The following is a 21,457-nucleotide window of genomic DNA, read 5'->3' on the forward strand; positions in this document are numbered from 1 at the left end:
GCTCGCTCCAGACTAGACATGCGGCCACTGTACTCCAACCCGTGCTATTGGTGTTTTTCAAGGTTTAAGGAATGTGATTTTCGGCTCTTTGACCGGCCCCTGAACGCTGTATTGAACGCTGGCAAACCGGGCGACCCGGTCACCTAACAGCTTGTCGACGATAAACAGAGCGCCCCCAATGGCTGGCGCACCGATGAGCAATGCGGCAATGGGCAGGTTATTGGTAACCGGCAACGCCACGAGCAACGTCGCATCGACTCGGTCCTTGACCATGTCCAGGGTGCCATCGAGTTCAATGTTGCTTGACGGCCCTTTCATGGTGATCGGATCACGCGTCACGTACACGCCGTCACTGGCTACCAGCAGGCCTTTAACCTGATCGTAGCTCAGGCCTTTGCCAAGCAAATCGGAGAAATCCAGGCGCAGCCGCCGACCGATGGAATTGAAGTTCAGCAGACCAAAGATTCTGAGCGCCTGGGCACTGCCTTCCACTTCGACGAGCTGCCCACGGCGCAACGTAGCGTCCAGGCTTCCCGAATAGGTCTTGACCCCAATCCAGGCGGGCGAACCCGGCCAGCGGCCATCCACATTGAGCTCAAACGATTCGCTGGTCACCGAGGGCGCAAAACCCCAGCCCTTCAAGACATCTGCCAGGTTTTTACCGTCGACCACGCCTTTGTACCAACTGCTGGTCGATCCCGGTGTCCCTTCCCAAGCGCCCTCACCCTGCAACAACATGCCTTTGAGGCCCAGGCTTAAATCAGACAGTCGCGTCCCGGTCGGGGTTGGGCGCGCTTTCAACGACCAACCGCCAATCAATTGATCGCCCTGATACAACTGAGTGATCTTGATGTCCATCGCCGGGATCAATTTCGGGTCCACGCTTGCCAGCGGGTCAGGAGCGTTTTCCACGACCGCGGCAGCAGGATCGGCCGCAGGCAATTTAACGTACAGCAGGTCAATATTCATCGGCGTGGTCTTGGCGTCGGGCAGGTTAGCCGTGCCTTTGAGCAACGAACTGTCAATCGCCAGCGCCCATGCGGACTCTTTACGATCCAGTTGCACACTGACGTTGTCCAGAGTCGAGCCCATGACGCTCAGCTTTGCGATCTGCAAGTCTGCATTACTTAGCAACTGCTTGGCACTGCCGCCAGGATCATCGCCGGCATAGCGATCAACCATGTTTTTCCAAGGCGTAACGTCGAGTTCCGACAACACCCCTCGCACTCTCAACCCCTTGGCCTCCGGAACAACCGCGCCACCTTTGCCGAGAAACAGTTCTCCCCGTCCGTCCGCGATCTTTCCGGCAGGCGAAGCGAATGCAAGGTTGGCTAGGTCGCCATACGTCAGCCAAAGGCGCCGCTCCGGCCCCTGCAAGGTCATGCGGAATTGGCTGTCGCGCAGCACCTCCGGGCCCTTGCCAAACGGCGCAGGCAAGTCGATGGTCAATCCTTTGAGGTTTGAGTCAACCTTTAGCTGGCTGTCGGCTCCGCCGAGGGTGAGCTGTAATTGGTAAGGCATCTCACCCGAGACCGGCATGGGTTGAGTATCGCCCAGCCACTCCGCAAGACGCTTTTGGCCGACGTTGCCACTGGCGGCGATTCGACTAACGATCGCCCCTGGCTTGCCTTCGGCGAAAATCTGCGCAGTTATCGGACGCTCAAATGCCTGGGCCCGAATGTCGTTACCGCTGAGGCCCTTGGCGTTGTCAAAGCGAAACGAGCCCTTGAGCTGAGTCAAATCCAGTGACGGATTGGCCAATCGCAAACGTGCAGCATCGGTGGCGAAATCCACGAGAATTTTAGGTTCTTCGCCCTTTCCCAAAGGTATGTCCAATGCGAGCTTGCCTTGCAACGGACCGTCGCCCTGCCACCCTGCAAAGGTATCTGCGGTGCCAATCGGCGCCTCTTGGAGAATTTTAACGCCGTCACCGAGAGCGCCGGCAAAATCACCGTTGACCAGCAAGTGGCTGTTCTTTCCCGGTTGCGCATGGGGGATATTGACCAGGACGTTGCTGACCTGGGTGTTGAGCAAACTGCCTTTACTGGCCTTGACGCGAACACCCGCGTTATCGACAAATACCTTGCCCGTCACGCCGGTCAGCGTTGGCCAACCTGGTTGAAACGCCAATGACGCGTCGTGGACGTTGAAAAACAGGCTGATGCTACGCGCCGCGTCAACGGCATCGTGCTCCAGGGAGCCTTGATACTGGAAGTAGCCTTGATCGACCGCACCGCCGAGAATGGCTGTGCGCAACCATTCGTCCAGTGCAGGGCTGAGCACTGCCGGTAAATATTTCCCGGTGTAACGACCATCGCCATCGACCAGCCCGACCCGCAGGTCCATGTAGTCTTCCAGGGGCGAGTTGAAGTGCAGGCGGATCAGGAAATCGCTTGCGATCTTCCCTTCGTCACCCAGCACCTTGATGTACGGGGCAATCAGGGTGAAGCCTTGCTGGTCGAGCTTCCAGGTCAGGCGGGCGTTGGCCTTCTGGTATTTCCACGGGTGGGCGAAAATCGGGTACAGGTGAAGCATGAAGTCATCGGTATCCAGGCGCAGTTCGCCCTGGCCCAGATCACCGCTGATGCTGCCGCTGACATTTCCGGCGGCGGGTGCGCCGTGATAGGCGTTGAAGCCGATTTTGTCGAGGTTTGCCGCAAAACTGAAACGTTTATCGCCCTCGGCCTGTGGCCGGTAATCGAGCAGAACATTGCGCAGTCCGCCGGTCACTTTCAGGTTATCCAGCACCACCATCAGTTGATCCGGCAGCGGTGCCAAGGCATCAAGAATAGGCGTGACAGGCGTCAAGTCGAGACGATCAGCCTGAATATGCCAAAGCTCGTCATCTTTACCCGTACCTGACTGCCGCAGCTGGATCCGGCTCTCCCAACGTTGCTCACCCAGGTTCATGGCCAGGGATTCAAGCGACACGGTAAAGCCATCGTCACCACGCTGGAGCCACGCGTTGAGCGCCAGATTGCTGATTTTGGCTGGCTTGCGGTCGGCGTAAGCACCGGTGATCTGCGGCGCGTTGAGCCGGGCGACGGCACTTTGCAGTGTGCCTTTGCCCCAACTCAGCCAAAACTCTCCGCCCGCCTTGAGCGTGGACAGTTTCCAGTTGTGCATCAGGCTGGCTGGCAACCAGTGTGCCCAATCGCTTTGCGGCAGGCTCAAGTAAGCATCGGCTTCGCCTTCACGCCAATTTTGCGGCTGCACCCGCGAACGCAGGTTCAGCGCCATTGGCTGACCATCCGGCAAGGTCAAGCGGGCGTCCAATCGTTGGTTATCGCCGGCCGTTTCGAGGGTGAAGCTGACGTAAGTAAGCGTGAGCGGCGCCTGACCATAAGGCTGCAACGTGACTTGGCTGTCGAGCAGCGACAAACGCGTCACAGCCTTGATTTGCGTCAGCAACTGCTCTGGATCGAACGGTTTATCGTCTTTGACCGGCAAGCCCTGCATCGCCCAATGACCGCTCGGGTCTTCTTTCAGGCTGAGTTGCAGGCCATCCAATTCAAGGTGGGCAATACGCACTTCATGGGCCACAAGGCTGGCCCACAGATCGGGAACTGCCGTTACATGGTCCAGGCGCAGCGCGTTGGCGCCTTCTCCCACGATCACATCGTGGGCCAACAGTATCGGTGCGAAACCGCTCCATCGGCCTTCAAGGCTGCCGATGCTCAAGGGCATATCCAGCGCAGTGCGGGCTTTGGTTTGTATTTCAGAGCGATATTCAGCGACCAGCGGCACCAATTGACGCCCAACACTCACGTAAAGGGCCGTCAGCACCAAAAACAAGGCGCAGGAACCCAGACCCAAACGAATCAAAATACTCAGAGTCCGTGTCAGCCGGCCCATTTCAGCGGACCTTCCAGGCTAAAAATTGCACGTTTGCCGGGCGCATCCGCGCTGTCATCGGGGGAGTCGGGGATTGCTCATTCGCCACGCATAAATCTCATTAGAAGGCTTCCTGCCATTTGTTCTGAACATGACGCGTCGCTTATTAAAGCAACACCACATCATATTGTTCCTGGGAGTACATGGTCTCGACCTGAAAACGAATAGTCCGGCCGATAAAACCTTCCAACTCAGCGACATTGCCCGACTCTTCATCAAGCAAACGGTCCACGACTTTCTGATTGGCCAGTACACGATAGCCTTCCGCTTGATAAGCGCGGGCTTCGCGAAGGATTTCCCGGAAAATTTCGTAGCACACCGTTTCCGGGGTCTTCAATTTGCCACGGCCCTGGCAACTGCTGCACGGCTCGCACAGTACTTGTTCAAGGCTTTCGCGGGTGCGCTTGCGCGTCATCTGCACCAGGCCCAACTCGGTAATGCCGATAATGTTGGTCTTGGCGTGATCACGCTCCAGCTGTTTTTCCAACGTACGCAGAACCTGACGCTGGTGTTCGCCGTCCTCCATGTCAATGAAGTCGATAATGATGATCCCGCCGAGATTGCGCAGGCGTAGCTGACGGGCAATCGCGGTCGCGGCTTCAAGATTGGTCTTGAAGATGGTTTCTTCCAGGTTGCGGTGGCCGACGAACGCCCCCGTATTGACGTCGATAGTGCTCATCGCTTCAGCCGGGTCGATCACCAGATACCCGCCCGATTTCAGCGGCACCTTGCGTTCAAGGGCTTTCTGGATTTCGTCTTCGACGCCGTACAGGTCGAAAATCGGCCGTTCACCTGGGTAATGCTCAAGGCGATCAGCAATTTCCGGCATCAGTTCGGCGACAAACTGGGTGGTTTTCTGAAAGGTTTCCCTGGAATCAATACGGATTTTTTCGATTCGCGGGCTGACCAGATCGCGCAGAGTGCGCAGGGCCAGGCCCAAGTCTTCGTAAATCACGCTGGGCGCGCTGACGGTCTGGATCTGCACACCGATTTGATCCCACAACCGACGCAAATAACGAATATCCATGAGGATTTCATCGGCGCCTGCGCCTTCAGCCGCGGTGCGCAGAATAAAGCCGCCCGCCTCCTTGATGCCCTCTTGCGCAACGCAGTCGGTAACGACTTTCTTCAGGCGATCACGCTCGGCTTCGTCTTCGATTCTCAGGGAGATGCCAACGTGAGCCGTCCGGGGCATGTACACCAGATAGCGCGACGGGATCGACAACTGAGTGGTAAGGCGCGCGCCCTTGCTGCCGATTGGGTCCTTGGTGACTTGCACCACCAGGCCCTGACCTTCGTGAACCAACGCGCTGATACTTTCGACCGTAGGGCCTTCCCGCATGGAAATTTCCGAGGCGTGAATAAACGCCGCACGGTCCAGACCAATGTCAATGAACGCCGCTTGCATGCCGGGCAATACCCGCACAACCTTGCCTTTGTAAATATTGCCAACGATACCGCGACGCTGGGTCCTTTCAACATGGACTTCTTGCAGCACGCCGTTCTCAACCACTGCCACACGCGATTCCATGGGCGTGATGTTGATCAGAATTTCTTCACTCATGGCTCATTAACCTTCTAGGCGTTGCCAACAGGGTATGCCGAAACGGCCAAGCAGTTCTGCGGTTTCGCACAATGGCAAACCGACGACTGCCGAATAACTTCCTTGCAGGCCATCAACGAAGATCGCTGCCAGTCCTTGAATCGCGTAGCCACCGGCTTTGTCCTGAGGTTCGCCGCTGTCCCAATACGTTTGAGCCTGAGCAGCCTGGATCGACCTGAAGTGCACGATACTGCGCACTACTCGGGATTCACAGCGGTGCTGATCACGTATCGCGACGGCCGTCAGCACCTCATGCTCCCGACCGGATAACGCACTTAGCATGGCCCATGCATCCGCTTGATCGATGGGCTTGCCGAGAATACTGCCATCCAGCACCACCGCGGTGTCAGCCCCCAGCACGCATGCATTTAGCGCGTTACCGTTGGCTATCAGCGTTGCCATGCCCGCCCCGGCCTTGTGACGGGCCAGCCGCTCAACGTAGGCCAAGGGGGATTCATCGGGCAAAGGGGTTTCGTCAATGTCTGCGCCGATGGCAGTGAATGGCACGCCGATCTGGGTTAGCAACTCACGACGACGTGGTGAGCCAGAGGCCAGGTAAAGCGAGGGCATAAGGACGTCTCCTTGTCGTTGATGGGGCATCTCCGCGTTGCACGCAGCTGCCTATGCAATGCGTGCGCGGGGAAATGCCATCGTGAAAAATCGCAACCACCTTGGCTGGCGGCTCAATAAATATTCAAGCGCTTGCTCAAGCCTCTCATGGCATAACTCACCCACGGCCACAGCAGTGCGCTGACCAGCGCTGGCAGTACCAACGCGAGGGTTGGTTGACGATTACCTGTCAACGCGCTGAGCCACAGTTGTGCCAACTGAGCCAGGCCGAGAATCACCAGGATGACCATGCTTTGCTGCCACATGGGAAAGGTGCGCATGCGTTGCTGCAAGGACATCACCAAAAACGTGATCAGTGTCAGGATCATTGCGTTCTGTCCCAACAACGTGCCGTAAAGCACATCCTCTGCCAACCCTAGCATCCAGGCCGTGGTCATACCGATCCTGTGAGGCAGCGCCAATGCCCAAAACGCCAATAGCAAGGCGAGCCAGAGCGGACGAAAAATTTCCATGAACTGCGGCAGCGGCGAAACGCTCAACAGCAGGCCAACGGCAAAGCTGAACCACACCACCCAGCCGTTTCTGGCCCGCGCAAGACTTACCATTATTCTTCCCTCGCTTTAGGAGCAGCGGGTGCTGTAACCGGTGGTTTGGTCGCGGCAGGTTTAGCGGGTGGCTTGGCGGGCGGTTTGGTCGCTGGGCTCGCTGGGGTAGCTGCTGGCGCATGAGTCCCGGGGGCTGCGGCAGCGGACGCGGCAGGGGCAGCAGGATGCGCGGGGCCCGGCGACGTACGAGCCGGCGCGGCAGTCGAGGCTGGCGTCGCGGCGTGGGAAGCGCCGGCCGGTGTTGCTGGCGCATGCCCCGCGCCCGTGGCGGGCACAGCGTGGGTTCCCGGAGGAATCACGGCGCTGGGCACGGAAGGATTGGTGGTGGTCGCCGCATCGGCTGGCGGGTGATCGATGGCTTCCTGGGCTTGAGCAGCATCGGCAGCGCGTTGCTCAGGCGAACGCCCGTCGCTGAACACCAGCAACAAGTAGCGGCTGCGATTCAATGCGGCGGTCGGCACCGCGCGAACAATCGCGAACGGCTGGCCAGGATCATGAATCACTTCCTTGACCGTCGCGACCGGGTAACCCGCTGGAAAGCGCTGACCAAGGCCGGAACTCACCAGCAAATCCCCTTCCTTGATATCGGCGGTGTCTGCGACATGGCGCAGTTCGAGGCGCTCGGGATTACCGGTGCCACTGGCGATAGCCCGCAAGCCATTACGGTTGACCTGCACCGGAATGCTGTGAGTCGTGTCCGTCAGCAACAATACCCGGGAGGTGTAAGGCATCAGTTCCACCACCTGCCCCATCAATCCCCGCGCATCGAGGACCGGCTGACCGAGCACTACACCGTCGCGCTCACCTTTGTTGATGATGATGCGGTGGGTAAACGGATTGGGGTCCATACCAATCAACTCAGCCACTTCGACCTTCTCGTTGACCAGTGCGGAAGAGTTGAGCAATTCGCGAAGTCGGACGTTTTGCTCCGTCAAGGCCGCCAGTTTTTGCAGGCGTCCTTGCAGCAACAAGCCTTCGGTTCTGAGCTTTTCGTTTTCTGCGATCAGTTCGGTACGGCTACCGAACTGGCTCGCGACCCCTTGATAAAGGCGTTGCGGCAGGTCGGCAATCCAGTATGACTGCATCAATACCAGTGACATCTGGCTGCGAACGGGCTTTAACACCGTGAAACGGGCATCCACCACCATCAGCGCAACCGATAAGACGACCAGCACCAGCAGGCGCACGCCTAGCGAGGGGCCTTTTGTGAAAAGCGGTTTAATAGGCCGCTCCTCCCGGGCATGATCGATCGAGCCTGGACGGGTTGAGCTTAATTGGGATGTGCTTATTCATGCGGCATTGAACCGGCCTGGACAGATTGACAGAAGATAACGCCTTATTCGGCGTCAGCCTAACGCATACAGGCAGCAATAGCTGCGACCTGTACACGGGGGCTGGCTGGACAAGTGCGCTCCGCGAACTTATTCGCTGGAGAGCAGATCCATGGTGTGCTTATCCATCATTTCCAGCGCACGGCCACCGCCGCGTGCAACGCAGGTCAGCGGGTCTTCGGCAACGATTACCGGCAGACCGGTTTCCTGAGCCAGCAACTTGTCGAGGTCACGCAGCAAAGCGCCACCGCCTGTAAGCACCAGACCGCGCTCGGCGATGTCCGATGCCAATTCCGGAGGCGACTGCTCAAGCGCGCTTTTAACCGCCTGGACGATAGTCGCCAGGGATTCTTGCAGCGCTTCGAGCACTTCGTTGGAGTTCAGGGTGAAAGCGCGTGGAACGCCTTCAGCCAGGTTACGGCCGCGTACGTCGACCTCACGTACTTCGCCGCCTGGGTAAGCGGTGCCGATTTCCTGCTTGATGCGCTCTGCGGTGGATTCACCGATCAGGCTGCCGTAGTTACGGCGCACATAAGTAATGATCGCTTCGTCGAAACGGTCGCCGCCTACACGCACGGATTCGGCATACACCACACCGTTGAGGGAGATCAGTGCGATTTCGGTAGTACCACCACCGATGTCGACAACCATGGAACCGCGCGCTTCTTCAACCGGCAAACCTGCACCGATTGCCGCAGCCATGGGTTCTTCGATCAGGAACACTTCACGAGCGCCGGCACCAAGGGCCGACTCCCGAATTGCCCGACGCTCCACCTGAGTGGATTTGCACGGCACGCAGATCAATACCCGAGGGCTTGGCTGCAGAAAACTGTTTTCGTGAACTTTGTTGATGAAATACTGCAGCATCTTCTCGCATACGCTGAAATCGGCAATAACGCCGTCTTTCATCGGGCGAATGGCTGCGATGTTGCCGGGCGTACGGCCGAGCATACGCTTGGCTTCCATTCCGACAGCAACGACGCTTTTCTGATTACCGTGGGTGCGAATGGCCACAACCGATGGTTCATTCAGTACGATACCGCGCTCGCGCACGTAAATAAGTGTGTTGGCAGTACCCAAGTCGATCGAGAGATCGCTGGAGAACATGCCACGCAGTTTCTTGAACATGGGAAAGGGACCCTGGGCAACGCGTGGGTAAAAAAGTGCGGCAAACTCTAACAACGACAGGGATTTTGGGCAAGGAGCCAATATGTTAAATTGGCTGTTTTTCCAAGCACGACCCAAGACGTTCGCGGCCATACGACCGCGGAAATGCGGTAGTGTTCGCACAATCTAACACACGGATCCCGTCCGTCTGCTTTCCACTGGAGATTCCCATGGCGCTTAATCGCTCCGACGTGGAAAAAATCGCTCATCTGGCCCGACTTGGGCTGAATGACGCCGATATTCTACGTACTACCGATGCACTTAATAATATTCTTGGGCTGGTTGATCAGATGCAAGCCGTCGACACCAGCGGTATCGAGCCACTGGCACACCCGCTCGAAGCCTCGCAACGGCTGCGTGCGGACATCGTGACCGAGCGAAATCAGCGCGACACTTACCAAGCCATCGCACCAGCGGTCCAAAACGGGCTTTATCTGGTTCCGAAAGTCATCGAGTAAGGAAAGAGCCTGCAATGCACCATATGACTCTGGCCGAGATCGCCCGCGGACTCGCCGAAAAAACGTTTTCTTCCGAAGAACTGACTCAGGTTTTGCTGGCGCGTATTGCCCGGCTTGATCCGCAGATCAACAGCTTCATTACGCTCACTGAAGACCTGGCGACCGCTCAGGCTCGCGCTGCCGACACCCGCCGCGCCGCTGGCGAAAACGGCGCGCTGCTGGGGGTTCCGCTGGCGCACAAGGACTTGTTCTGCACCCAGGGTATCCGCACCAGCTGCGGCTCGAAGATGCTCGACAACTTTAAAGCGCCGTATGACGCAACGGTCGTCGCCAAGCTGGCCGCAGCGGGCACGGTGACGTTGGGCAAGACCAACATGGATGAATTCGCCATGGGGTCCGCCAATGAGTCGAGCTACTACGGCGCGGTGAAAAACCCGTGGAACCTTGAGCACGTGCCAGGCGGCTCGTCCGGTGGTTCGGCGGCTGCGGTGGCCGCCCGCCTGTTGCCTGCCGCCACGGGCACCGACACGGGCGGCTCTATTCGCCAGCCCGCTGCCTTGACCAACCTCACCGGACTAAAACCGACGTATGGTCGTGTTTCCCGCTGGGGCATGATCGCTTACGCCTCCAGCCTCGATCAGGCCGGTCCGATGGCACGCACCGCCGAAGACTGCGCCCTGCTGTTACAAGGCATGGCCGGCTTCGACCCGCAGGATTCCACCAGCATCGACGAGCCAGTGCCAGACTACTCCGCCAGCCTCAACAGCTCGCTGCAGGGGCTGCGCATCGGTATTCCAAAAGAATACTTCGGCGCTGGTCTCGATCCGCGCATTGCTGAGTTGGTGCTTAAAAGCGTCAAAGAACTGGAAAAGCTCGGTGCGGTGGTCAAGGAAGTCAGCCTGCCGAACCTGCAACACGCGATTCCGGCTTACTACGTCATCGCCCCCGCTGAAGCCTCGTCCAACCTGTCGCGCTTCGACGGCGTACGCTTTGGTCATCGTTGCGAAGACCCGAAAAACCTTGAAGACCTGTACAAGCGTTCCCGTGCGGAAGGTTTCGGTCCTGAAGTACAGCGACGAATCCTGGTGGGTGCCTACGCGCTATCAGCCGGTTATTACGACGCGTATTACCTGCAAGCGCAGAAAATTCGTCGCCTGATCAAGAATGACTTCATGAGCGCATTTGCCGAAGTCGACGTGATCCTGGGACCAACCACGCCCAACCCGGCATGGAAGATCGGCGCCAAGAATGACGACCCGATTTCTGCGTATCTGGAAGATTTCTACACCATCACCGCCAACCTCGCGGGCTTGCCAGGCTTGTCCATGCCTGCCGGTTTCGTCGAAGGCCTGCCGGTGGGCGTGCAATTGCTTGCTCCCTACTTTCAGGAAGGCCGCCTGCTTAACGTCGCGCATCAGTACCAACGAGTAACTGATTGGCACACGCGCACCCCCCAGGGATTTTGAAAGCAGCTGCGCTAGGTAATACTGCGTTGGAAACTGACTCGCAATGCTCATTGACTAAAGTCAACTCCGCTTGCTCGCCAGTTTCCGCCTTGCCTTACCGTCGCTCGCTACACTTTCAAATCTCCCTGGCATTTTTTTGAGGAAAGCACATGCAATGGGAAGTTGTGATCGGGCTTGAGATTCATACTCAGCTCTCGACCCAATCGAAGATTTTCTCCGGCAGCAGCACCACGTTCGGCTCTGAGCCGAACACCCAGGCCAGCCTCGTCGACCTCGGCATGCCTGGCGTATTGCCGGTGCTGAACCAGGAAGCAGTGCGGATGGCGGTCAAGCTGGGTCTGGCGATTGACGCCGAGATCGGCCAACACAACGTGTTCGCGCGCAAAAACTATTTCTATCCGGACCTGCCGAAGGGCTACCAGATCAGCCAAATGGAATTGCCGATTGTTGGCAAAGGCCACTTGGACATCACGCTGGAAGACGGCACGGTCAAACGCATCGGCGTAACCCGCGCGCATCTGGAAGAAGACGCAGGCAAAAGCCTGCACGAAGACTTCAGCGGCATGACCGGGATTGACCTGAACCGTGCCGGCACACCGCTGCTGGAAATCGTTTCCGAGCCAGACATGCGCTCCGCCAAAGAGGCCGTGGCCTACGTCAAAGCAATGCACGCCCTGGTGCGTTACCTGGACATTTGCGACGGCAACATGGCCGAAGGGTCGTTGCGCTGCGACTGCAACGTGTCGATCCGTCCGTTCGGCCAGGCTGAATTTGGTACCCGCTGCGAGATCAAGAACGTCAACTCGTTCCGCTTCATCGAGAAGGCGATCAACTCCGAAGTTCGCCGTCAGATCGAGCTGATCGAAGACGGTGGCCGGGTTATCCAGCAAACACGTCTGTATGATCCAGGCAAAGACGAAACCCGCGCCATGCGCAGCAAAGAGGAAGCCAACGACTACCGTTACTTCCCCGATCCAGACTTGCTGCCGGTGGTTATCGAGAGTTCTTTCCTCGATGAAATCCGCGCCACGCTGCCTGAATTGCCGCCACAAAAACGCGAACGTTTCCAGGCGCAGTTCGGTTTGTCTGCCTACGACGCCAGCGTATTGGCATCGAGCCGCGAGCAAGCCGACTACTTCGAAAAAGTCGTAAGTATCGCTGGCGATGCTAAATTGGCCGCCAACTGGGTGATGGTTGAACTCGGCAGCTTGTTGAACAAATTGGGCGTGGAAATCGATCAATCGCCGGTCAGCGCTGAGCAATTGGGCGGCATGCTGCTGCGGATCACCGACAATACTATCTCCGGCAAGATCGCCAAGATGGTGTTTGAAGGCATGGCCAACGGCGAAGGCAATGCTGACCAAGTGATTGAGCAGCGCGGCCTGAAACAAGTCACTGACAGCGGCGCCATCGAGTCGATGCTTGACGAAATGCTTGCCGCCAACGCGCAACAGGTCGCTGACTACCGCGGGGCAGACGAAGCCAAACGCGGCAAGATGTTCGGCTTCTTCGTCGGCCAAGCCATGAAAGCGTCCAAAGGCAAAGCCAACCCGCAACAAGTGAATGAACTGCTGAAAAGCAAGCTCGAAGGGTAAAGACGAAGTCTTGGAGACACCTCTTCTGTAGGAGCCAACTGATTGGCGAGCAGCCTGAAAGGCCGGATCAAAACCTCGCCAACACGTTGGCTCCTACGGATTCAAACCAGATTCGAGCCAACTTGAAGGACCAAACCATGTGGCGGCTGTTCAGCGCTTGCGCATTGCTTACGCTACTGGCCGGTTGTGCTGGCCATGACATTGATCCACGGGGCTACAACGAAACCGGTAGCGCGTCCTATTACGGGGCCAGACATCAGGGCAAACGTACCGCCAGCGGTGAACGTTTCGACCAAAACTCAATGACCGCTGCGCACCGCCATCTACCCTTTGGTACGCGGCTGCTGATCACCAACCTGGGCAACGCCAAAAGCGTCGAAGTTCGGGTCAATGATCGCGGCCCACACACTCGAGGGCGCCTGATCGATGTGTCACGCAAAGCAGCGGAACAACTCGGTATGCTGGGCTCCGGCGTGGCGCAGGTACGCGTGCAGGCCTTGGATAATTAGCAGGTGATTTGAATTCTCGGGCTTTCCACGCTTTCACTGCCGAACCTGCTGCAACTGGTCGGTGGCTTATTTCTACTGGTGATCGGCGCTGAGTTTTCAGTGCGCGCGGCCGTGCGCCTGGCCGCCAGTTTAAAAGTGCGCCCGCTGATCATTGGTTTAACCGTGGTCGCCATGGGCAGCAGCGCGCCGCAAATGGCGGTGAGCGTGCAGGCAGCCTTTTCCTCCAGCCCTGACATCTCCGTGGGCAGCGTCGTGGGCAGTAACATCTTCAATGTGCTGGTCACCCTCGGGCTGTGCGCACTGATCATTCCTTTACGCGTTGCACGGCAACTGGTCCGCGTGGACATCCCGCTGATGATTGGCGCCAGCCTGCTGGTTTTTGCCCTCTCGTACAACGGTGAACTCAGCGCGTTCGACGGTGCCATCCTGCTGCTGGCGCTATTGGCATATCTGCTGATCCTGGCGCGACGGTCACGCAAACAACTGCCGACAAACCCGCCGATCAACTTACTCACTTCCAGGTCGCAGCAATTCATCAGCCTGGCTACCATGGTTTTCGGTCTGGTTTTATTGGTGATGGGCGGACGGTTAATGGTCGATGCAGCGGTGATCATCGCTCAGGACCTTGGGTTGTCGGAACGAGTGATCGGCCTTACGGTGATCGCGGGCAGCACCTCGTTACCCGCGCTGAGTACCTCATTGATTGCCGCGTCGCGTGGCGAACGGGACATCGCTGTCGGTAACGTCATCGGCAGCAACCTGTTCAATTTGCTCGGTGTACTCGGCCTGACCGCGTTGATTGCGCCGACCCCGCTGTCGATATCACCTAACGCGCTGGATTTCGACTTGCCGGTGATGCTGGCTGTCGCTGCGCTGTGCTTGCCGGTATTTTATTCAGGCTATCGCGTGACACGCAGCGAGGGTCTGCTGCTGTTGGCGCTGTATCTCGCCTATGGCCTGCACATTGTTTCGTTCACTACCGGCATGCCCCTGGCTGACAAGCTGGAAAGGGTGATGAACTACGCCGTGTTGCCGGTGCTGACTGGGCTGATCGTCTTCAGCACGGTGCGCGCCTGGCGCCGGCAACATTAGTTTTAGATCCAGCCGCCCCACTGCAAAAGGAAAATACCGATGTTGGTGGTGATCGCCGCAGCCAAGGTGGTGATGACGATAATCGCTGCCGCGAGTTCATGATTGCCGTTGGCCGCCCGCGCCATCACGAAGCTGACCGAGGCCGTTGGGCTGCCGAAGTACAGAAACAAAATCCCCAGTTCCGCTCCGCGAAAGCCGCACAACCAGGCGCCCAAAGTGCTCAGCACCGGCAGCCAGACCATTTTCACCATGCTTGCGCTGATGGCCATGTCGCCGCTTTTTCGCAGCGCCACCAGGGACAATGTGCCGCCAATGCAGATCAGGGCCAACGGTAACGACATCTGCGCCAAGTATTCGCCGGACGTTTGCAGCCAGCCGGGCAAGCCGATCTTGAAGTAGGCAAACGGTGCCGCCGCCAAAATACTGATGATCAACGGGTTGCACAAAATGCTTTTGAACACGCTCCACGGGTCAGATTTGATCACCGGGCTGTAGACCGCCAACACGATGGTCGACAAAGTGTTGTAGAACAGAATCACCAGCGCCGCGAGAATCGCCCCGAGGGAAATTCCGTAGCTGCCGTACATGCTGCCAGCCAGCGCGAGGCCGATGACGCCGTTGTTTCCACGAAACGCACCTTGGGTAAAAATCCCCCGGTCTTCATACGGGCAACGCCAGATCGCCCAACCCCAGGCGAAGGCAAAACTGACCACGGTCGCGACGAAAAAATACCCCAGCAGCGCCGGTTGCAGCGCCGCACTCAGGTCCGCATGGATGATGCCGAGAAACAGCAGCGCCGGCATGGTGACGTTGAACACCAGCGCCGACGCCGTGTGGATGAAGCTGTCGTTGATCCAACCTACTCGCTTTAACACCACACCGAGAAACAGCATGGCGAAGACCGGCGCGGTGATGTTTAGGGTTTCTAGAAATATACCCAGCATGCGTTCAAAACCTGGCCTGTCGTTAGGGGACTAATGATATGTCACGAGAATGTGTCCGGTATATGCAGTTCACTCTGTGGGAACGAATTCACTCATCGGAAGCGGGCGGCGCGGTTTGTCTGATACACCGCCTCGCCAATGAGTTGGCTCCTACAGAAATTTCGGCGAGATTATCTACTTCTACTTCTACTTCTACAGCTACATCACCGGCACGCCTTCCAGCTCCACCGCCTCCGGACGCTTCAACAGCGCGTACGCCACGCCAGTCACCAGGCTGCCGGCGACAATTGCCAGCAGGTAGAGCATTGCGTGGTTGATGGCGTTGGGGATTAGCAAGACGAACAGTCCACCATGGGGCGCCATGAGTTTGCAGCCAAAGAACATTGATAACGCACCCGTCAGCGCGCCGCCGGCGATGCTGGCCGGGATGACCCGCAACGGGTCTTTCGCGGCGAACGGAATCGCGCCTTCAGAGATAAAGCACAAGCCCAGCACCAGCGCAGCCTTGCCCGCCTCGCGCTCGCTTTGTGCAAACTTGTGCCGAGCAATCAAACTGGCGATACCCATGCCAATCGGCGGTACCATGCCGGCCGCCATCGCTGCCGCCATGGGCGCGTAACTTTGCGAGGCCAACAGCCCCACCGAAAACGCATAGGACGCTTTGTTGATCGGACCGCCCAGGTCGACGCACATCATTGCGCCGAGCACCACGCCCAGCAGCACGGCATTGGTGGTCCCCATGCTGTCGAGGAAGTGTGTCAGGCCCAGCAGCATGGCCGACACCGGCGTCCCCACCACATAAATCATCACCAAACCGGTGAACAGACTCGCCAACAACGGAATGATCAAAATGGGTTTAAGGGCTTCCAGACTGGCCGGCAAACGCGCGTACCGATTGATCGCCCACGCGCTGTAGCCAGCCAGAAAACCAGCGATGATTCCGCCGATAAAACCGGCGCCCAAGGTGCTGGCCAACAGACCACCAATCATCCCCGGCGCAAGGCCAGGCCGGTCGGCAATGGAATAGGCGATGTAGCCCGCAAGCAGCGGCACCATCAACTTGAACGCGCTATCGCCACCGATCTGCATCAGTGCAGCGGCCAGGGTGCCTGGCTCTTTAAACGCGGTGATGCCGAACACGAACGACAACGCGATCAACAACCCGCCCGCCACCACCATGGGCAACATGAACGACACGCCGGTCAGCAGGTGTTTGTAGACCCCGGTTTTTTCTTTTTTGCGCGGCGCGACGGGTGCGCCCGGTGCCGACTCCACGGCACCCTCGGCCAGGGCGCTTTTCAGCGTGGCTTCGGCTTGCTTAAGCGCGATGCCAGTGCCGCACCGGTATATTCGTTTCCCGGCGAAACGTTCGGTGTTGACCTCGATGTCTGCGGCCAGCAACACCACATCGGCCTGAGCGATGGCGTCAGGGGTAAGCGGATTGCGCGCGCCTACCGAGCCTTGGGTCTCGACTTGCAGCTCATAACCAAGACGTTTGGCTGCCTGGGTAATAGCTTCCGCAGCCATGAAAGTGTGGGCAACGCCAGTCGGGCAGGCAGTCACCGCCACCAGGCGCGGCGGCGCAGCGCTGGGTGCTGACGGTGTTTGTTCAGCAGCCGGAACATGCACCGCCGCCTGCTCAGCAGCGTTAAGCAAAAAGCTTTTAACATCATCCAGCGCTTGGGCTGGGGTCGACTGGAACAGACGTTTGCCGACAAAACGGTTTAAATCCAACGGCCCGGTATTGACCACTAACACCCAGTCAGCGGCAGCGATGGTTTCCGGCGACAGCTGGTTATCCGGCTGACGCGGATCATAGACCTCGACACTGGTGTGCCAGCCTTGGCGCTGCGCTGCGGCTTCCAGCAAGCGCGCGCTGAGCACGCTGCTGACCTTGCCGTTCGGGCAGGCCGTGATAATGGCTAACTTCATGAATAACAAAACCTCTTATCGAACAGCGCATAACTTATTGAATATCAAATGTAGGAGCGGGCTTGCTCCAACAGGCGTCAGGCGTCGAGAACATGCGCAACCTTATTGCTCGGCGCATGTGCGCACGCTCACACCTTTTTCAAGCAGTTTCAGCTGCGCCGCATCGCTGATGCCGAAACCAATCTGGGTCACCGCCATCGCAGCAATCGCCGTGGCGGTTCGCAAGGTTTGTTGCGCCGAATGACCACAAAGCAAGCCATGGACCATGCCCGCCAATAGCGAATCCCCCGCCCCCACCGTGCTGGCAACCGTTACTTTGGGCGGCAATGCTTGCAGCGCAACACCGACACTAAACCAATGCACGCCTTCCGAGCCTTGGGAAATCACTACATGCTCGATGCCTTGAGCACGTAAACGAGCGGCGACCTCTGCCTGGGCTTCAATAGAAATTATCGGCGCATCCAGCGCTTCGGCCAGCTCCTCAGTATTGGGCTTGATCAGCCAGGGGCTTGCCGATAATGCCGCGCGCAGCGCCATCCCGCTGGTGTCCAGGGCGACCTTCAAGCCCAAAGCCTTCAACCGCAGCAACAAAGCCTGTAACCATTCAGGACTGACACCGCGGGGCAAACTGCCTGCCACCACCACGGCGTCGAAGCCGGGGGCGATTATTTCCAGCCGCGCCAGCAGCGCCTGCTGTGCACCTTCACTGACATACGGGCCGGGCCCATTCAGGTCGGTAATCCGCCCGCTGCTCTCTGCCAGTTTGATATTGCTGCGGGTTTCACCGGGCACCCGCACAAACTCGTCGACGAACTGCCGATGGGCGAACAGTGTTTCAAACGGCTGTTGATTGTCGATGCCAAGAAAGCCGCCCACGGTCAACTCATGCCCCAGATCAGCCAGCACTTGTGCGACGTTAAGGCCCTTGCCAGCGGCATGACTGAGCATGGCGTTGCTGCGATTGACCTGCCCCACTTGCAATGGGCCCATTTGTACCGTCAGGTCCAATGCAGGGTTCAGCGTCAGGGTTAAAATCTTCGCCATTACAACGCCTCCAATAATCGAGCATCCACGGACTGGGCCTCAACAAGTGCACGCACTTCGGCAGACGTCCCCAGTGTCAACGCGCGCTGCGCCAGGCGTTGCGCGTCCATCAGGTTTAACTCGCGGACGCAGGCCTTGACCTCGCCAATGCTGCGCGCGGCCACACTTAACTCGTCGACACCCAGACCGACCAGCACCGGCACCGCCAGCGGATCAGCCGCCAATTCGCCACACACGCCAACCCATTTACCTTGGGCATGGGCCGCACGCACGGTGATGTCGATCAGTTGCAAGACAGCCGGATGTAGACCATCAGCCTGACCGGACAAGGTTGGATGCCCACGATCAATGGCCAAGGTGTATTGGGTCAGGTCGTTAGTACCCACGCTGAAAAAGTCTACTTCCCGCGCCAATACCGGCGCCAACAACGCTGCCGACGGCACTTCGATCATGATCCCCAGTTGCAGTTCCGCGACGGGAATTTCCCCACGCAGCCGCAAGGTCATGTCCCGCGCCTGACGCCATTCTTCAAGCGTGCCGACCATGGGAAACATGATCCGCAGCGGACGGTTATCGGCAGCGCGCAACAGCGCACGAAGCTGGCTCTCCATGATCTGCGGCTGCTGCAACGCCAGACGAATTCCACGCACGCCCAAGAATGGGTTTTCTTCCTTATCCATTGGCCAGTACGGCAACGGCTTGTCGCCGCCCACGTCCAGCGTACGCACTACCAATGGCCGTCCACTGAGCGCATCCAGTACGCGGCGGTATTCGGCTTCTTGGGTGGCTTCATCGGGCGCCTGAGTGTGGGCCATGAAAATCAGTTCGGTGCGCAACAGGCCGATACCTTCTGCGCCTTGCTCCACCGCCAGGGCAGTGCTCGCGCTGTCACCAATATTGGCAAACACCTCGACTGCGTGGCCATCGCGGGTTAGCGCAGGCTCGAAGCGTAAAGCGGCAGCGGCACTCAAGCGCTCGGTGCGGGTGTCATGTTCGTGGGTGGCGCGCTGCAAAGTGGTCGCGTCCGGCGTAACGGTCAATCGCCCACGCTGACCATCCAGCAGTAGCAGGGTCCCCGGTTTGATCAGCAACACGGCGTTGCCAGCGCCGACTAATGCTGGAATCCCCAACGCTCGAGCGACGATTGCACTGTGGGCCGTTGCGCCGCCACGGGCAGTCAAAATACCCGCCACACGCTTAGGGTCAAGCCGGGCAACGTCGGACGGACCGACCTCTTCCATGACCAGAATGTACGGCTGCTCGGGCTCGATAACGGTGTCGACGCCGCACAATTGCGCCAACACCCGACGGCCAATGTCGCGCAGATCGGCGGCGCGTTCGGCCAGCAAGGCGTCATGCACTTGCTCCTGCTGACGGACAGCGGCGTCGATGACACCGAGCCAGGCGGCCGGAGCGCTTGCGCCGCGATCCAACCGTGCGCTGACCTCATCGGTCAGGCCGGGATCGTCAAGCAGCTCCAGGTGAGCAACGAAAATCTCGCGGATCGCCGGGGCGTCGGTACGCTGGATCAGCCGCTCAAGATCCTCGCGGACCGCAAACAATGCCAACTGCAAGCGTTGATGCTCGGCAGCACTGGATTCGCCCATTGGCGAAAAATCAAAGGTCTGTGGCACCTGAATGTGCGCCGGCCCCACGGCAATACCAGGTGCCGCCGCGATGGCTTGAAGCTCGCTGCCATCGGCTGGCGCCACCAGGCTCGGCGCGATGGTCTCGACCTGCGCCAACGGGACAGCCATGGCGCTGGTTTGACGGGGCAGGGTTTCGACTACTTCGCCCAAGCCTTCTTCTACCGCTGCAATCAGCGCAGGCAGGGCTTGAGCGGCAATTCCCGGTTCAACGGTGAATTCAAGCACCTGCCCGCGCCGGGCGCCGAGGCTGAGCAGCTTGGTCAGGCTTTTGGCCGACACCGCCTCTTCGCCACTCTCGACGATCCGTACGCGAATCTCCCCTTCAAAGCCTTTGGCTAATTGCGCAAGTATTTTCGCTGGCCGCGCGTGCAGCCCGTGCGCGTTGGCCAGCGTCACTTGCTGGCTCGGCCAATCATTGGGCAACGCACCGCCCAGCACCGCCAACACCGCACGCCGGCTGGTGGCATGGCCCAATTCACTGCCTCGGCCTTCAATCAACAACGCGCATAAACGCTCAAGCAATGCCTGATGCGCTTCACCCATGCTGGCGAGGCAAAACAAACCAGTGAGCGGTTTACCCAGGAAACGAATCGGTTTGTCAGGCGTGACGAACGCCAGGCCGGGACGCTTGACCGTTTGTTCGCTGTGCAACCACCACAGGCCATCGCCCAACGGTAGGGCTTCCACCTGTTGCAGCACGGCGGCAAAGCCGTTACTCACGCAGTCAGCCTTGCGCAGCAAACGTGCGCCGCGCCAGACCAGTTCTTCAAAGTCATCCGCCGACACGCCAAGGCTGATTAACTGTGCGTCCAATGCCAATTCCTGGGGGGCGCCTTGCAACAAGTCCAGCAGCGCTTCAGGGGATTTCGCCCGCCGCACCGCTTCGCCCAGGTCGGTTTCGCCAAGGGCGCGGGTCAGTAATTGCAGTAACCGCAAGTGCTCGTCGGTTTTGGCAGCTATACCAATGGCCAGGTACACGATCTGCCCATCCCCCCAATCTACCCCGTCAGGAAACTGCAACAGGCGCACGCCGGTGGCGAATACCTGATGGCGGGTTTCCGGGGTTCCGTGGGGAATGGCGATGCCTTGACCGAGAAAAGTGGACCCTTGCGCTTCCCGGCCTAAAAGACCTTGGAGATAACCGTCTGCGACCAAACCATCGGCAACCAGTTTATCGGCCAACAGTCGCAACGCGGCGGACTTATCCACAGCCGTTTGGCCCATGGATATCTGCTCAATGGTGAGTTCGAGCATGCCTTTCTCCTTTTTTGTTTTAGGGACCGCAATTCGTACAAGACCTACTCGACACGCCATAGCTTAGGCGAGCGAGAGATATCTATCTGACAGCCTTAATCGTGTAAGCGGCAGAAAATATTTATACTGCTGAATCGTTTAATCCGGTAAGTGCGGCACGTTACTCGATAATCTGCTGCCGTTGAAGCCCAACCGTCAGATGATGTGGGACGTTTGCGTAGGAAAATGCGAAATAGCTGAGAGCTTCGAGATCCACGAAGGTCTTCTGTAAACGAAGCGCCTGAGATTAGAAGTCAGCGGGTTCATCCGTGATAGCGGTATTTCAGACACCCGCATCCAAACAA

General features: G+C 58.5%; 15 protein-coding genes. 5 read left to right on the forward strand and 10 right to left on the reverse strand.

The window, feature by feature from the left end:
• Nucleotides 1-57 precede the first annotated feature (57 nt).
• The 6 genes from JWR17_RS20725 to mreB form a co-directional block, all read right to left on the reverse strand.
• Nucleotides 58-3,855: a YhdP family protein gene (locus JWR17_RS20725; RefSeq protein ID WP_299834326.1), complete on the reverse strand. Its 3,798-nt coding sequence runs from the start codon at nucleotides 3,853-3,855 to the stop codon at nucleotides 58-60.
• A gap of 145 nt (nucleotides 3,856-4,000) precedes the next feature.
• Nucleotides 4,001-5,458: a ribonuclease G gene (gene rng / locus JWR17_RS20730; RefSeq protein WP_299834328.1), complete on the reverse strand. Its 1,458-nt coding sequence runs from the start codon at nucleotides 5,456-5,458 to the stop codon at nucleotides 4,001-4,003.
• Between the two features lie 6 nt (nucleotides 5,459-5,464).
• Nucleotides 5,465-6,067: a nucleoside triphosphate pyrophosphatase gene (locus JWR17_RS20735; protein WP_299834330.1), complete on the reverse strand. Its 603-nt coding sequence runs from the start codon at nucleotides 6,065-6,067 to the stop codon at nucleotides 5,465-5,467.
• A 113-nt stretch (nucleotides 6,068-6,180) separates the two neighbouring features.
• On the reverse strand, nucleotides 6,181-6,672 hold the full coding sequence (gene mreD, locus JWR17_RS20740) for a rod shape-determining protein MreD (protein WP_299834331.1): 492 nt from the start codon (nucleotides 6,670-6,672) through the stop codon (nucleotides 6,181-6,183).
• The gene (mreC, locus tag JWR17_RS20745; RefSeq protein WP_299834365.1) at nucleotides 6,672-7,895 is read right to left on the reverse strand and encodes a rod shape-determining protein MreC; all 1,224 of its coding nucleotides are present in this window, start codon (nucleotides 7,893-7,895) and stop codon (nucleotides 6,672-6,674) included. The genes mreD and mreC overlap by 1 nt, the downstream gene beginning before the upstream one ends.
• A gap of 198 nt (nucleotides 7,896-8,093) precedes the next feature.
• On the reverse strand, nucleotides 8,094-9,131 hold the full coding sequence (gene mreB, locus JWR17_RS20750) for a rod shape-determining protein MreB (protein WP_020292894.1): 1,038 nt from the start codon (nucleotides 9,129-9,131) through the stop codon (nucleotides 8,094-8,096).
• Between the two features lie 209 nt (nucleotides 9,132-9,340).
• Here mreB and gatC point away from each other — a divergent pair, with 209 nt between their 5' ends.
• The 5 genes from gatC to JWR17_RS20775 all read left to right on the forward strand — a co-directional run bounded on the left by gatC (nucleotide 9,341) and on the right by JWR17_RS20775 (nucleotide 14,290).
• Nucleotides 9,341-9,628: an Asp-tRNA(Asn)/Glu-tRNA(Gln) amidotransferase subunit GatC gene (gene gatC, locus JWR17_RS20755; protein ID WP_299834334.1), complete on the forward strand. Its 288-nt coding sequence runs from the start codon at nucleotides 9,341-9,343 to the stop codon at nucleotides 9,626-9,628.
• A gap of 14 nt (nucleotides 9,629-9,642) precedes the next feature.
• Entirely contained in the window at nucleotides 9,643-11,094 is a 1,452-nt protein-coding gene (gene gatA / locus JWR17_RS20760; RefSeq protein ID WP_299834336.1) for an Asp-tRNA(Asn)/Glu-tRNA(Gln) amidotransferase subunit GatA, read from the forward strand.
• A gap of 149 nt (nucleotides 11,095-11,243) precedes the next feature.
• Entirely contained in the window at nucleotides 11,244-12,689 is a 1,446-nt protein-coding gene (gene gatB / locus JWR17_RS20765; protein ID WP_299834338.1) for an Asp-tRNA(Asn)/Glu-tRNA(Gln) amidotransferase subunit GatB, read from the forward strand.
• Between the two features lie 137 nt (nucleotides 12,690-12,826).
• On the forward strand, nucleotides 12,827-13,198 hold the full coding sequence (locus tag JWR17_RS20770) for a septal ring lytic transglycosylase RlpA family protein (protein ID WP_299834340.1): 372 nt from the start codon (nucleotides 12,827-12,829) through the stop codon (nucleotides 13,196-13,198).
• Between the two features lie 45 nt (nucleotides 13,199-13,243).
• Entirely contained in the window at nucleotides 13,244-14,290 is a 1,047-nt protein-coding gene (locus JWR17_RS20775; RefSeq protein ID WP_299834367.1) for a calcium/sodium antiporter, read from the forward strand.
• A 2-nt stretch (nucleotides 14,291-14,292) separates the two neighbouring features.
• Here the strand turns inward: JWR17_RS20775 and JWR17_RS20780 are convergent, their stop codons facing one another.
• The 4 genes from JWR17_RS20780 to ptsP form a co-directional block, all read right to left on the reverse strand.
• The gene (locus JWR17_RS20780) at nucleotides 14,293-15,234 is read right to left on the reverse strand and encodes an AEC family transporter (protein ID WP_299834343.1); all 942 of its coding nucleotides are present in this window, start codon (nucleotides 15,232-15,234) and stop codon (nucleotides 14,293-14,295) included.
• 198 nt (nucleotides 15,235-15,432) lie between these two features.
• The gene (locus tag JWR17_RS20785; protein WP_299834344.1) at nucleotides 15,433-17,166 is read right to left on the reverse strand and encodes a PTS fructose-like transporter subunit IIB; all 1,734 of its coding nucleotides are present in this window, start codon (nucleotides 17,164-17,166) and stop codon (nucleotides 15,433-15,435) included.
• Between the two features lie 102 nt (nucleotides 17,167-17,268).
• Nucleotides 17,269-18,210 (reverse strand): 1-phosphofructokinase, encoded by a 942-nt coding sequence (gene pfkB, locus JWR17_RS20790; RefSeq protein ID WP_299834346.1) that lies wholly within the window; start codon nucleotides 18,208-18,210, stop codon nucleotides 17,269-17,271.
• A complete protein-coding gene (gene ptsP / locus JWR17_RS20795; RefSeq protein ID WP_299834348.1) occupies nucleotides 18,210-21,113 on the reverse strand; it encodes a phosphoenolpyruvate--protein phosphotransferase in 2,904 nt (967 codons plus the stop codon). Before ptsP ends, pfkB begins: the two co-directional genes overlap by 1 nt.
• Nucleotides 21,114-21,457: the final 344 nt, after the last annotated feature.

This window comes from Pseudomonas sp. (assembly GCF_028293835.1).
Taxonomy (GTDB): Bacteria; Pseudomonadota; Gammaproteobacteria; order Pseudomonadales; family Pseudomonadaceae; genus Aquipseudomonas.

Bases quoted from the DNA above. Each gene is read 5' to 3' on its own strand.
- JWR17_RS20725 (WP_299834326.1), bottom strand. From the start codon at position 3,855: ATGGGCCGGCTGACACGGACTCTGAGTATTTTGATTCGTTTGGGTCTG.
- rng (WP_299834328.1), bottom strand. From the start codon at position 5,458: ATGAGTGAAGAAATTCTGATCAACATCACGCCCATGGAATCGCGTGTG.
- JWR17_RS20735 (WP_299834330.1), bottom strand. From the start codon at position 6,067: ATGCCCTCGCTTTACCTGGCCTCTGGCTCACCACGTCGTCGTGAGTTG.
- mreD (WP_299834331.1), bottom strand. From the start codon at position 6,672: ATGGTAAGTCTTGCGCGGGCCAGAAACGGCTGGGTGGTGTGGTTCAGC.
- mreB (WP_020292894.1), bottom strand. From the start codon at position 9,131: ATGTTCAAGAAACTGCGTGGCATGTTCTCCAGCGATCTCTCGATCGAC.
- gatC (WP_299834334.1), top strand. From the start codon at position 9,341: ATGGCGCTTAATCGCTCCGACGTGGAAAAAATCGCTCATCTGGCCCGA.
- gatA (WP_299834336.1), top strand. From the start codon at position 9,643: ATGCACCATATGACTCTGGCCGAGATCGCCCGCGGACTCGCCGAAAAA.
- gatB (WP_299834338.1), top strand. From the start codon at position 11,244: ATGCAATGGGAAGTTGTGATCGGGCTTGAGATTCATACTCAGCTCTCG.
- JWR17_RS20770 (WP_299834340.1), top strand. From the start codon at position 12,827: ATGTGGCGGCTGTTCAGCGCTTGCGCATTGCTTACGCTACTGGCCGGT.
- JWR17_RS20780 (WP_299834343.1), bottom strand. From the start codon at position 15,234: ATGCTGGGTATATTTCTAGAAACCCTAAACATCACCGCGCCGGTCTTC.
- JWR17_RS20785 (WP_299834344.1), bottom strand. From the start codon at position 17,166: ATGAAGTTAGCCATTATCACGGCCTGCCCGAACGGCAAGGTCAGCAGC.
- pfkB (WP_299834346.1), bottom strand. From the start codon at position 18,210: ATGGCGAAGATTTTAACCCTGACGCTGAACCCTGCATTGGACCTGACG.
- ptsP (WP_299834348.1), bottom strand. From the start codon at position 21,113: ATGCTCGAACTCACCATTGAGCAGATATCCATGGGCCAAACGGCTGTG.